We start from the raw sequence: 13387 nt of genomic DNA on the forward strand, positions 1-13387 counted from the left end.
TAAGAAGGAGTGTTTAGATATGGGTGAATTCAAAGGTTTTATGAAATATGACAAACAAGCACTGCCGGAACTTTCGTTAGCAGAGCGTTTAACGAACCATCTTCAATTCCAGCAGCGTTTCACTAAAGAAGATGCACAGCGTCAAGGTGCGCGTTGTATGGATTGTGGTACACCGTTTTGTCAAACAGGTCAAAGTTTAGGACGACAAACAATCGGTTGTCCAATCGGTAACTATATTCCAGAATGGAACGATTTAGTTTATCACGGTGATTTCAGAGAGGCTTATGAACGTCTCTCTGAAACTAATAACTTCCCTGACTTTACAGGACGTGTCTGTCCAGCACCTTGTGAACAAGCGTGTGTGATGAAAATTAATCGAGAGTCGATCGCAATCAAGGGGATTGAGAGAACGATTATTGATGAAGCATTTGAAAATGGATGGGTACAACCGCGCGTACCAGAGAAACGCTTAGGACAATCCGTTGCGATTGTCGGAAGTGGACCTGCTGGTTTAACAGCTGCGGATGAATTGAATGCGAAGGGGTATGATGTGACAGTTTATGAACGTGCCCATGAACCAGGCGGCTTATTAATGTACGGTATTCCAAATATGAAATTGGATAAAGCAGTTGTTCGTCGCAGAGTTCATTTGATGGAAGAAGCGGGTGTGAAATTTATCACTGATACAGAAGTTGGTGTCGATATTTCCCGGGAAACGTTAGATGAACAATTTGATGCGATTATCGTTTGTACTGGATCACATCAAGCGAGAGATTTACCGCTTGAAGGCCGTATGGGACAAGGTATCCATTTTGCCTTAGATTATTTAACAGAACAAACACAAATCTTAAATGGTGAATTGAAACCAGAAGATGCGACAATCAGTGCAGAAGGTAAAAATGTGATTGTAATCGGTGCCGGTGATACAGGTGCCGACTGTGTCGCAACAGCTTTACGTGAAAACTGTAAATCTATTGTACAGTTCAACCAGTTCACAAGATTACCAGAGCGTTATGAAATAGAAGGTAATCCATATTGGCCGATGTCTATGCCAGTCTTTAAAATGGATTATGCGCATAGTGAATACGAAGAAAAATTCGGTTTTGAACCACGTGCATATGGTGAAAACTCTATGCGTTACGACGTTGATAAGCTTGGTAATGTACGTGGTGTGTATACACAAACATTGCGACAACTACCAGATGGTTCAACAGAAATGAATGATACTTTACGTCATTGGCCAGCTGACTTAGTCTTGTTAGCAATTGGCTTTATCGGTACTGAAAATACCGTACCGAATGATTTTAACTTAAAAACAGAACGTAACAGTATCGTTGCGAATGATAAAGATTATGCGACAAGTCAACCGCATATCTTTGCGGCAGGTGACACGAGACGTGGTCAAAGTTTAGTCGTTTGGGCGATTAAAGAAGGACGCGGTGTTGCGAAAGCTGTACACAAATATCTACAAAAACAAACTGTATTCAGTTAATAATACAACACACAGCTATAATCAAATGGCTGTGTGTTTTAATTTTGCGTCATTCTCACAAAACTTAACATTAATTTTTTAAGCAATGTTGACTTCTTTTTATAAATATCATATAATAGTTCTTGTGCTTATTTTGGAGGAATACCCAAGTCCGGCTGAAGGGATCGGTCTTGAAAACCGACAGGGGCTTAACGGCTCCCGGGGGGTCGAATCCCTCTTCCTCCGCCATTATTTTTAAATCCAAGACTAATAGATATAAAAAGGCAATCACTCAACTGTTACGTTGAATGATTGCCTTTTTAGTTTCTGTTATAACTTCAACGTTATAGGGTTTGGTTCAACTATAGGTTTAAATTGTGCAAAATTAAGGAATGAAAGAGTGACGAAACAACGGAGGTACACTCATATGGAAATCAAAGTTTCAAGTATTTTTGTGGAAGATCAAGACCATGCATTAAAATTTTATACTGAAGTATTAGGATTTCAAAAACATGCAGACGAACCTGCGGGAGAATACAGATGGCTGACAGTTGTATCATCAGAGAATCCTGAAGGCACTGAATTATTATTAGAACCTAATCAACATCCTGTCGCAAAGGCTTATCAAGATGGTCTGAAGCAAGAAGGGATTCCTTGCACGATGTTTGATGTAGAGGATGTACAAGCAACTTATCAAAATTTAAAAGAACAAGGTGTAGGGTTCACCATGGCACCTATGGATATGGGAAATGGTGTAAAGTTTGCGGTGTTTGATGATACTTGCGGTAATTTAATTCAAATTATAGAGCGTCCATAGTGATGGTGTTTTAGCGAAGAAGCGGTAATCTTTTTGTAGGATTATCGCTTTTTTAAAAATATTTCTGATGAAAGCCTTTACATAACTTGTCTAGACAAGTACAATAGATTCAAAGATAAAATAAAGGGAGTGAGTCAGATGGCTGTAAAAGATAAAGATGTTAAACAGATTGTGGAAGCAATCGGGGGAGCTGAAAACTTAGAGACAGCGACGCACTGTGTCACGAGATTACGTTTAGTATTAAAAGATGATGATAAAGTAAATAAGGATGAATTAAGCGAGAATCCGCTCGTTAAAGGACAATTTAAAGCGGATAATCAATATCAAATTGTCATTGGCCCAGGGACAGTCGATGAAGTATATAAACGTTTTATGAATGAAGTCGGTAAAGAAGGGGCTTCTAAAGATGAAGTAAAAGCAGCGGCTGCGAAAAAAGGTAATCCGTTGCAGAGACTCGTAAAATTATTAGGGGATATCTTCATCCCAATCTTACCAGCTATCGTAACTGCCGGTTTATTAATGGGGATTTATAACCTTTTAACAATGGAGGACTTATTCGGTCCGCAACCATTAGTGAAACAATTCCCGCAAATTCATGACTTCGCAGACATTGTGAACGTGATTGCGACAACCGCTTTTATCTTCTTGCCAGCGTTGATTGGTTGGAGTAGTATGCGTGTATTCGGTGGCAACCCAGTACTTGGTTTAGTATTAGGACTTGTCTTAATGCATCCGCAATTGGTATCACAATATGCTTTAAATGAAGGATCTAAGATTCCTGTTTGGCATATCTTCGGATTAGATGTAAAACAGTTAAACTATCAAGGACAAGTATTACCCGTATTATTAGCGTCTTATGTTTTAGCACAAATTGAAAAAGGTTTAAACAAAGTCGTTCATGACTCAATTAAGATGTTAGTTGTAGGCCCTATCGCATTATTAGTAACAGGGTTCCTTGCATTCTTAGTTATTGGACCGATTGCTTTATGGATTGGTACAGGTATTACAGATGTCGTTACATTCTTATTCAACCGCGCAGGTTGGTTAGGCGGCGCGATTTACGGTTTATTCTACGCACCGCTTGTAATTACAGGTTTACACCACATGTTCTTAGCTGTGGACTTCCAATTAATGGGTAGCTCATTAAAAGGGACATACTTATGGCCGATTCTTGCGATTTCAAATATCTGTCAAGGTTCAGCAGCGCTTGGTGCTTGGTACGTCTACAAACGTCGTAAGATGGTAAAAGAACAAGGTTTAGCGATTACATCAAGTGTGTCTGGTTTACTAGGTGTTACAGAACCGGCAATGTTCGGGGTAAACATTCCATTAAAATATCCATTTGTTGCGGCAATTTTAACATCAGGTGTGCTCGGTGCTTTCATCGGTGCCAGCAAAGTATTAGGTAACGTTGGTGTCGGTGGTGTGCCCGCAATCATTTCTATCCAAAAAGAATATTGGGTAGTCTATGCGATTTGTACAGTTATTGCGGTGATTGTACCAGCCATTCTAACAGTCATCTTCTCAAAATTTGCGAAAACAAAAGCAAAAGAAATGGTAGATTAAGTTATTATAGATATATAAAACGTACGTTTAAAAAACAGAACATCATATAAAAGGTGTTCTGTTTTTTTATAAAGAGAGAGGAAAAGGTGATCATACTATGAAACATAACGATTGGAGAAAGTCTGTTGTTTATCAAATTTATCCAAAATCATTTAACGACACGACAGGAAATGGTGTAGGAGATTTAAACGGGATTATTGAAAAGATGGATTATCTAGAGTATTTAGGTGTCGATTACCTTTGGTTAACACCAGTGTATCAATCACCGATGAATGACAATGGTTATGATATCAGTGATTACTATAATATTAATGAAGACTTCGGAACGAAAGAAGAGTTAAGACGTTTACTAGATGAAGCGCATGCGCATAATTTAAAAGTGATGATGGATATCGTCATCAATCACACGTCAACAGAACATGAGTGGTTTAAATCAGCGATTTCATCAAAAGAAAATCCATATCGTGATTATTACTTCTTCCGTAAGCCCGCAAAAGAAGGTACGCCTCCGACAAACTGGGAGTCAAAATTTGGGGGTAATGCATGGAAGTATGATGAAAAAACCGATGAATATTACTTACATCTTTTTGACGTGACGCAAGCAGATTTAAACTGGGAAAATCCTGAAGTGAGAGCAGCATTATACGACATGATCAATTATTGGATTGATTTCGGTGTAGATGGTTTCCGCTTTGACGTTATCAATTTAATTTCCAAAGATGAATTCAAAGATTCTGAAGCGATTGGGAAAGAGTTCTATACAGATGGTCCACGTGTACATGAATTCATTCATGAAATGAATCGAGAAACATTCGGAGGCAAAGACTTAATGACAGTCGGAGAAATGTCTTCAACTACGATTGAAAATTGTATTAAGTATACGAAACCAGAGCGTGAAGAATTAAATAGTGTGTTTAACTTCCATCATTTAAAAGTAGATTATGAGAATGGTGAAAAATGGACGTATGCAGATTATGATTTCTTAGCACTTAAACGCATTTTGATGGAATGGCAAATGGGTATTCATGAAGGCGGCGGTTGGAACGCAATCTTCTGGTGCAATCACGATCAGCCTCGTGTTGTTTCTCGTTTTGGAGATGATTCAACAGAGGAATTACGTCAAAAAAGTGCGAAAATGTTAGCTGTAGCACTGCATATGCTGCAAGGGACACCTTATATTTATCAAGGTGAAGAAATCGGAATGACTAATCCGCATTTCACAAGTATTGACCAATATCGCGATGTTGAATCGTTGAACGCGTACCGTAATTTAAAAGAACAAGGTGTAGAAGAAGCACGTATTATGCAGATTCTTGCGCAAAAATCTCGTGATAATTCACGTACACCTATGCAGTGGACACCGGCTGAAAATGCTGGCTTTACAAGTGGTACACCTTGGATTGATATTCCAGACAACGCACGTTATATTAATGTTGAAGATGAAATTGAAAATGAACATTCTGTTTTACAAACATACCGTGAATTAATCCGCTTACGTCATGAACATGATATTATAACGTATGGAGATATAACGCCATTATATATGGATGATAAGCAATTAATGATTTATCGTCGTACGTATCAAAATCAACAATGGTTGGTAATTGCAAACTTTAGTAAAGAAGCGGCTTTATTACCAGAAGATCTTGAAACAACAGGAGAGGTTGTTTTAGAGCGCGGTACGATTGTAGATGGAGAAATTGAAGGTTATGGTGCGATTGTCATTGCACAAGAGGATAACTAGTCACTATAACGATTAAGACGAATGAAGGATAGAGTGAGAACGATGATGACGAAACCGAAGAAATTCACCAAGATCTATGATGATTTAAGAACGCAAATTGTAAATGAAAAGTTAGAATATGGGGCACAACTGCCTTCTGAACATGATTTGGTCACAATGTATCACGCTTCTCGTGAAACAGTACGTCGTGCACTGAATTTATTGGTCAGTGAAGGTATGATTCAAAAAATCAGAGGCAAAGGCTCAATTGTGATTTATCAAGGTGTTAAAGAATTTCCGTTTTCTAAGCTGACAAGTTTCAAAGAGGTCCAACAAAATTTAGGGATTACTTTAGAAACAGAAGTGAAATTATTAGAAACTGTACGAGCACAAGAAGTTCCTGCTGTCCAAGAAGCACTAGATTTAACTAACAATGCCGTGTTGTGGCATCTTGTGCGTTATCGTAAAATGGATGGCAGAGTCAAAATTATAGATGAAGATTACTTGGTGGAAGCTGTCGTTCCAGGTTTAACAGAAACGATTGTGAAGAATTCGCTTTATGAATATATTGAGCAACAACTTAAACAAGAGATTAGTTATTCTAGTAAGGCCATTACGTTTGAGGCGTTTGGAGAAGCGGAATATGAAGCTTTCGGACAAGTAAATCCACCTTACACTGCCACCGTCAGAGGTGTCGTGCATTTAAAAGATACAACGAAATTCCAATACAATATCGCAAAACATATTGCGACTGAATTCAGATTTGTGGATTTCTCAAGAAGATAAGGAAGAAAATGAAGCACTTATTAAGAGGAAGATTTACAAATCATTAATACTTGCATTACCTGCTTAATATATAGTAAGATATAACTTGCCGTGCTAGGTGGGGAGGTAGCGGTTCCCTATTCTCGAAATCCGCTTATGCGAGACTGAATACTTTGCCTAGGGTGTGTACTTGTGAAGTCTGCCCAAAGCACGAGGTGTTTGAAGATTTCGGTCCTATGCAATATGAACCCATGAATCATGTCAGGTCCTGACGGAAGCAGCATTAAGTGGATTATCATATGTGCCGTAGGGTAGCCGAGATTTAGCTGTCGACTTTGGTAACGTTCATGATACACATTCAAAGCAAAGTTGCGCGGTTTTTTTATGTCTATAATGAACGAATATATAAAGAAGTGCTTTCATAAGGTAGGTTGAAACTTATCTTATGAAAGCACTTTTTAATTTGGATTATTTAATGGTTGTCATGGGCAGCTTTAACTAAATACTTCGTGAACTCTGAAATCTGTTTTTGTTTCTCGGAATCTTCCATATAAAGGACTCCGTATTCTATCATTTGATTAAATGGTGCACCTACAGAAACTGTAGTAATCATATCGCGTTGATAATAAGGTGTGCTTTCTACCATTAAATCCGACAGAATACTGATACCTAAGCCTTCCGCAACAGAATTGAATAATACACCGACGTTTTCAGTGGAAAATAATAGGTTGATTGAACCATTCTTTTCTTCGAAATTTTGGATGTTCTTTTTATAGAAGTTGCGATCATATAGAATGAAGGGGAAGCCTTTGATATCTTCTAGTGAAAGTTGTTTATAGTAAGCAAGTTTAGAGTCACTTGGGACAATAGCGGTAAAACCGCTAGAGAATAATGGCGCATAACGTGCACCACGTACGTCTAAGTCTTCTTCTTTTAAGATAGTATATAAACCGATGTCAGCTTCTCCGCTGACAACTAAACGTTGAACTTCATCATTTTCAGCTTCAGTAATTTGTACATCAATATTGGGGTTGTCTCTTTTAAATGTAGACATTACACTTGGGACGATAGTCATAAATAAACTTGGAACTGTAGCGATTGAAAGGGTCCCTTTCATTTCTGAATTCAAAGTTTCAATTTTCTCGTAAAGTGTGGATTCTTGTTCTAACAGATCTAAGATGAAGGGATATATTTCTTTGCCTTGCGGTGTTAAAGTCGTACCGCTTTTTTGACGTTGAAACAGCTTTAAATTTAACTCGTCTTCTAAATGAGAGATAGACTGACTTAACGCGGATTGCGTGATATGTAATAAGGTTGCTGCTTTTGTAATTGAACCTGTTTCAGTGATTGTTTTAACATAATATAACTGTGTGAAATTCATAACTATACCTCTTATTCATTAGTTCTGCTTATGAAAACATTAATAAATTCCATTATACATTAGTGTTATTTATGATTATAATAGTTTCATTGAAAATTTTGTGACGTATAGAGGGAGTGTACAAATATGTATCGTCATTTGTGGACGAAAGATTTTATATTTATTACATTGATTAACTTCTTAATGTATATCATTCATTACGCCTTAATCGTAACTGTAACTTCTTTTACAATAGATACTTTCCATGCGGGAGAAGGTATGGGTGGCTTAGCTGCTGGTATCTTTATTATTGGAATGTTATTCGGGCGTTTATTTACTGGGAAATATATTGATCAGCTTAATTTGAAAAAGACACTTTTAGCAAGTTTGGTCTTTTCATTTGTGGCCATAGCGTTGTATTTCCTTATTCATAGCTTATTAGTTTTAATCATTGTGCGTTTAATCCATGGTATCGCATTTGGGATGGCTTCTACAACAACAGGAACGTATTCATCTACGATTGTGCCAGAAGATCGAAAAGGTGAAGGTATCGGCTATTACGCACTAAGTACAACAGTAGCTTCAGCGATTGGTCCTTTCTTAGGTATTTTAATCAACCAACGCTTCAGTTTTGAAAGTAACTTCATTGTATGTTTAATCTGTATCTTACTTGCTGGGGTTTTATCACTCTTTATCTCTAATATTAGACAACCTATGGTAGATGCAGAGAATAAAGAAGTGAATTCAGCTAAAGGCATCGGCCAATTTCTACAAAAACAGGCCATACCGATTTCTATTGTCATTGTCTTTGTAGGGATTGCATATTCAAGCGTACTCGCATTCTTAGATTCGTATGCCAGTCACATTGGTTTAGCGGCTGCCGCAAGTTTCTTCTTTGTGGTTTACGCATTTAGTACGTTCGTTGTCAGACCGATTACAGGTAAAGTGTTCGATAATTATGGTGCGAATAAAGTTGTTTATCCTGTGTTAGTACTATTCGTCATTGGCTTAGTGTTATTAAGTGTGACGCATAGCAGCTGGATGTTATTATTCTCAGCTATATTCATCGGTATTGGTTATGGTACATTAATTCCATCTTTCCAAACGATTGCGATTCAAGCCTCACCACCTGAAAAGATTGGACTTGCGACTTCAACATTCTATATCTTTGCGGATTTAGGTGCTGGTGCTGGTCCAACGTTACTCGGCATTTTAATTGGTAGCGTAGGCTATCGAAACCTTTATATGTTAATGGCATTATTACTAGTTGGTGTAATTGCGCTTTATTATTTCATGCATGGTCGTAAACATAAAACAATGGAATATTAATCAAAAATGCGGTGTACCTGTAAAGAGGTATACCGCATTGTTCTTAGTTCAAAGTGTTTTTTCTTTTAAAATTTCTTCTGCGCTTTTGAATTGAATACCATAGCGTAAAAAGACGATGCCACAAATCAAGCCTGGCAGAACTGCCCATATATTATACAAAACAACAAAATTGGCTAGACACAATACAATAAACACGATGCCTAAAAGGGTATAAGCTTTATTTTTCATTACCATGTGTGTCGCCCCCCTTAATGGATTTTGACAATGCTGACTTAGTTAACTCATATCTTATCACATAATTTACATTAATTTTACAAATATTATATAATTTCTTCAAAAAAGGAGCGTCATGGGTTTTTAGCGATTGACGAAAATGCATAAACCCATATTAATAAGAGAAAAAAGTAAGTTACGTTATAATGTACTTATTACTTTTTACTGAATAACGGAGGGGAACGTATGCAGATATTTCTAGGTACAGTAACAGAAAACGATTATCCAGTGATTGCACACTTAAAAGACAAAAAAGACAGTGAAGGGCTCTTCGAAGGGGAATATTACGAAGATAGTTTGCGTGAATTAAGACGCTTGCCTAACTATAATCATGATTTTGAAATGATTGCGCGTACTGATGATAATGAAATCGTCGGTCATATTTTGATGATGCAAGAGTTGATTCGAAATGAAGAAGATATACAGCGCCCTTTAATGATACGTTCATTATCTGTGAAAGAGGATTATAGAGAATATGGAATCGGCAAGGCTTTGGTAGAAGCAGTAGAAAGCCGAGCAAAAGAGGCTGGCTATAATGAAATTATTGTAGAGGGTGAACCAGATTATTTTAGATCGCTCGGTTTTATCCCTTTAAGTAATTTCAGTGTAGAAGTTCCAGAGGGCGAAGATATAGATCAATATAGTGTTTATCTATTGTGGGATACTTTAGATGCGCATCCACAAGGACAGTTAATCTTTGAAAATGAAGTTTGATTTCTATCATCGCATTGCATCCTGTCTGCGTGCTATAATAATGATGATTTGTATTCGGAGGTGCGAAAGTGAATTATCAAGCTTTATATAGAATGTATCGACCACAAAGTTTCAGTGATGTGGTTGGACAAGAGCATGTAACTAAGACGCTCCGTAACGCGATTGCTAAAGGTAAACAATCGCATGCTTATATTTTCAGCGGTCCTAGAGGGACTGGGAAAACGAGTATTGCGAAAGTATTTGCGAAAGCAATCAACTGTCCTAACAGCGTTGACGGAGAACCCTGTAATGAATGCGACATTTGTAAGAGTATTACGCAAGGCTCTAATTCAGATGTCATTGAAATTGACGCAGCAAGTAATAATGGTGTCGATGAAATCAGAAACATACGAGATAAAGTAAAATACGCACCATCACAATCAAAATATAAAGTCTATATTATCGATGAAGTGCATATGCTGACAACGGGTGCATTTAATGCGTTGTTAAAAACGTTAGAAGAACCGCCAGCACATGCTATTTTTATTCTGGCGACAACGGAACCGCATAAAATTCCGCCTACTATTATTTCACGTGCGCAACGCTTTGATTTCAAAGCTATCAGTTTAGATCAAATTATTGATCGTTTGCGTTATGTTGCAAAATCTCAACATATTGAATTCGATGAAGAAGCGATTGCGTTTATTGCGAAAGCTTCAGAAGGCGGTATGCGTGATGCATTGAGTATCATGGACCAAGCGATTGCATTCGGTGATGAACACTTAACATTGCAAGATGCGTTGAATGTAACTGGTAGTGTAGATGAAGCTTCTCTGAATGCTTTATTAAATGATGTCGCAAATGGAGAAGTGAAAGCAGCTTTTGCACGCTATCATCAATTTATAGAAGACGGTAAGGAAGTCAATCGTTTAATTAATGATCTGATTTACTTTGTACGTGATACGATTATGAATAAAACAGCCCAAAATCAAACAGAATATGATGCTTTGATGAGCTTTGACTTTGATACCTTATATAAAATGATTGATTTAATTAATGATACATTAGTATCTGTGCGTTTTAGTGTAAATCAAAACGTACACTTTGAAGTATTATTAGTTAAATTGGCGGAATTGATTAAAGCGGGTGGAGCTTCTAAAACATCAGAGCCTCAAACTTCAATGAATCAACCGCAAGCAACGCAAACAGCAGGTGCCAATGATGTTAATAGTGCTTTATTACAACGTTTAGAACATCTTGAGCAAGAATTGCACGCTTTAAAACAACAAGGTGTTCCACAAGTGAACACTCCACCTAAGCAACATACAGCCTCTAGAGGGCGTCGTAAGAGTAAGAATAGCTACTCTATGACGCAAATTGCGAAGGTACTAGATAATGCGAATAAAGAAGATATTCAATTATTAAAAGAGCATTGGCAAGAAGTAATTGATTATGCGAAAAATCACAATCAAAAAGCATTAGTGAGTTTATTGCAAAACTCTATTCCAGTCGCAGCGAGTGAAAAAAGCGTCTTGGTTCAATTTGAAGCAGAGATTCATTGTGAAATCGTAAATGACGATGATGAGAAACGTAAAAACTTAGAAGAAGTTGTACGCAGTATTATCAACAAAGATGTTGCAGTTGTCGGTGTACCTGCAGACCAATGGAGGCAAGTACGCTCTGAATATCTTCAAAATCGAAAACGTAATCAACAAGCAAACCAAACAGAAACGAAACAAGAAGCACCTCAAGATGATATTGTTCAAAAAGCCAAAGACATGTTTGGTGAAGACACTGTTCATGTCATGGATGAAGAATAAAGTAAATACAGCACACAGCCTTTCAGATACCATCATTGTCGAAAGACCTGTGTGCTTTGTGTTATAATTTGCATATCAATAGAAGAGGTAGGAGAGTAAATAATGGGTTTCTTCCATTATAAGTAAAAAAATCGATTGAATACGATTGAACTCTTGTATCTTAGACTTATGTTGAATAATAAAGCTAGAATCTAAGGAGGAACTATATTATGCGCGGTGGCGGAAATATGCAACAAATGATGAAACAAATGCAGAAAATGCAAAAGAAAATGGCTGAAGAGCAAGAAAAATTAAAAGACGAAAGAGTTAAAGGTACAGCAGGCGGCGGTATGGTGACTGTAACTGTAACAGGTCATAAAGAAGTCGTGGATGTTGAAATCAATGAAGAAGCAGTCGACCCAGATGATGTTGAAATGCTTCAAGATTTAGTGTTAGCTGCTACAAATGAAGCGATGAATAAAGCAGATGAATTAACATCAGAACGCTTAGGCAAACACACTAAAGGCTTGAACATTCCTGGAATGTGATAAGCCATGCATTATCCAGAACCAATTTCGAAACTTATTGATAGTTTCATGAAATTGCCAGGCATTGGGCCGAAAACGGCACAACGTCTGGCATTTCATGTCTTAGATATGAAAGAAGATGACGTCGTTCAATTCGCAAAAGCGCTTGTAGATGTCAAACGTGAATTAACATATTGCAGTACATGTGGTCATATTACTGAAGAAGACCCTTGTTATATTTGCCAAGATAAACAGAGAGATCGTTCTGTCATTTGTGTGGTTGAAGACGACAAGGATGTTATTGCAATGGAAAAAATGAGGGAGTATAAAGGGTTATATCATGTATTGCATGGTGCAATCTCTCCAATGGATGGTATCGGGCCGGAGGATATTAATATTCCTTCATTAATAGAACGATTAAAAGATGAAGAAGTAAAAGAATTGATTCTTGCGATGAATCCTAACTTAGAGGGTGAATCGACAGCAATGTATATTTCTCGACTTGTGAAACCAATCGGTATTAAAGTAACAAGATTGGCGCAAGGTCTTTCTGTAGGCGGAGACTTAGAATATGCAGATGAAGTGACTTTGTCACGCGCAATTGCTGGCAGAACAGAGATGTAAAATCAGTGCAGAAGTGTCATAATACTAGAGGTTCAACCTCTTATTATGCCCTTCTGCACTTTTTTAAAACTTTTTTAGAAAAAATAAAGTTTGGTTTTTGTGAGGAATGTTAAGAGATTGTGAAGGGTTATAGAAATGTAAGGGGATATTTAACGAACATTACAAGTTTCATCAGAATAAAAGTACGGAAAATAGCGTCATCGAGTAGTTTAAGAGCGAAAAAAGATGGGTTTTAAGGGTTGCAAAAAAACGCAGAAGCTAGTATAGTTAATACCTGTTGAACGAACGAAACAAATAACTTCAACAATCACATAGAAAAAACTTCTTAAAAAAACTTTTAAAAAAGTGTTGACTTTGAAGTTTTAAGAGAGTATAATTGATTCTTGTGAGTCGGAAAAATAAACCGAATGAACATTGAAAACTGAATGACAATATGTCAA

Annotated in this window: 12 protein-coding genes, 1 tRNA gene and 1 other RNA gene; 12 read left to right on the forward strand and 2 right to left on the reverse strand. The window is 37.2% G+C overall.

Annotated elements, in window-relative coordinates; translation table 11 throughout:
* The first annotated feature begins 19 nt into the window (after nucleotides 1–19).
* The 7 genes from HMPREF2937_RS02850 (at nucleotide 20) to ffs (ending at nucleotide 6719) form a co-directional block, all read left to right on the forward strand.
* The gene (locus HMPREF2937_RS02850) at nucleotides 20–1492 is read left to right on the forward strand and encodes a glutamate synthase subunit beta (RefSeq protein ID WP_070863996.1); all 1473 of its coding nucleotides are present in this window, start codon (nucleotides 20–22) and stop codon (nucleotides 1490–1492) included.
* 135 nt (nucleotides 1493–1627) lie between these two features.
* A tRNA-Ser gene (locus HMPREF2937_RS02855) sits at nucleotides 1628–1720 on the forward strand.
* A 178-nt stretch (nucleotides 1721–1898) separates the two neighbouring features.
* Nucleotides 1899–2288: a VOC family protein gene (locus tag HMPREF2937_RS02860; RefSeq protein ID WP_070863997.1), complete on the forward strand. Its 390-nt coding sequence runs from the start codon at nucleotides 1899–1901 to the stop codon at nucleotides 2286–2288.
* Between the two features lie 138 nt (nucleotides 2289–2426).
* Nucleotides 2427–3854: a PTS system trehalose-specific EIIBC component gene (treP, locus tag HMPREF2937_RS02865; protein WP_002480390.1), complete on the forward strand. Its 1428-nt coding sequence runs from the start codon at nucleotides 2427–2429 to the stop codon at nucleotides 3852–3854.
* 97 nt (nucleotides 3855–3951) lie between these two features.
* Nucleotides 3952–5598 (forward strand): alpha,alpha-phosphotrehalase, encoded by a 1647-nt coding sequence (treC, locus tag HMPREF2937_RS02870; protein ID WP_070863998.1) that lies wholly within the window; start codon nucleotides 3952–3954, stop codon nucleotides 5596–5598.
* Between the two features lie 42 nt (nucleotides 5599–5640).
* Complete coding sequence (treR, locus tag HMPREF2937_RS02875; RefSeq protein WP_002480392.1) at nucleotides 5641–6363, forward strand: trehalose operon repressor; 723 nt, start codon at nucleotides 5641–5643, stop codon at nucleotides 6361–6363.
* Nucleotides 6364–6451: 88 nt separating this feature from the next.
* An RNA gene (ffs, locus tag HMPREF2937_RS02880) (signal recognition particle sRNA large type) lies at nucleotides 6452–6719 on the forward strand.
* Nucleotides 6720–6814: 95 nt separating this feature from the next.
* On the opposite strand, the gene HMPREF2937_RS02885 is transcribed toward ffs, so the two are convergent.
* A complete protein-coding gene (locus HMPREF2937_RS02885) occupies nucleotides 6815–7723 on the reverse strand; it encodes a LysR family transcriptional regulator (RefSeq protein ID WP_002480393.1) in 909 nt (302 codons plus the stop codon).
* Between the two features lie 126 nt (nucleotides 7724–7849).
* On the opposite strand from HMPREF2937_RS02885, the gene HMPREF2937_RS02890 reads away from it, so the two are divergent.
* The gene (locus tag HMPREF2937_RS02890; RefSeq protein WP_002480394.1) at nucleotides 7850–9031 is read left to right on the forward strand and encodes an MFS transporter; all 1182 of its coding nucleotides are present in this window, start codon (nucleotides 7850–7852) and stop codon (nucleotides 9029–9031) included.
* A gap of 48 nt (nucleotides 9032–9079) precedes the next feature.
* Here HMPREF2937_RS02890 and HMPREF2937_RS02895 read toward each other — a convergent pair whose 3' ends face one another.
* Entirely contained in the window at nucleotides 9080–9265 is a 186-nt protein-coding gene (locus HMPREF2937_RS02895) for a hypothetical protein (RefSeq protein ID WP_002480395.1), read from the reverse strand.
* 225 nt (nucleotides 9266–9490) lie between these two features.
* Here HMPREF2937_RS02895 and HMPREF2937_RS02900 point away from each other — a divergent pair, with 225 nt between their 5' ends.
* From HMPREF2937_RS02900 to recR, 4 genes are all read left to right on the forward strand, one after another.
* The gene (locus HMPREF2937_RS02900; protein WP_002480396.1) at nucleotides 9491–10018 is read left to right on the forward strand and encodes a GNAT family N-acetyltransferase; all 528 of its coding nucleotides are present in this window, start codon (nucleotides 9491–9493) and stop codon (nucleotides 10016–10018) included.
* Between the two features lie 68 nt (nucleotides 10019–10086).
* Nucleotides 10087–11817: a DNA polymerase III subunit gamma/tau gene (gene dnaX / locus HMPREF2937_RS02905; protein WP_070863999.1), complete on the forward strand. Its 1731-nt coding sequence runs from the start codon at nucleotides 10087–10089 to the stop codon at nucleotides 11815–11817.
* Nucleotides 11818–12026: 209 nt separating this feature from the next.
* Complete coding sequence (locus HMPREF2937_RS02910; protein ID WP_002480398.1) at nucleotides 12027–12344, forward strand: YbaB/EbfC family nucleoid-associated protein; 318 nt, start codon at nucleotides 12027–12029, stop codon at nucleotides 12342–12344.
* 6 nt (nucleotides 12345–12350) lie between these two features.
* Nucleotides 12351–12947, forward strand: a complete 597-nt coding sequence (recR, locus tag HMPREF2937_RS02915) for a recombination mediator RecR (RefSeq protein WP_002480399.1) — start codon at nucleotides 12351–12353, stop codon at nucleotides 12945–12947.
* The last annotated feature ends 440 nt before the right edge of the window (nucleotides 12948–13387 follow it).

The sequence above is a fragment of the Staphylococcus sp. HMSC061G12 genome (assembly GCF_001838465.1).
Taxonomy (GTDB): Bacteria; Bacillota; Bacilli; order Staphylococcales; family Staphylococcaceae; genus Staphylococcus; species Staphylococcus simulans.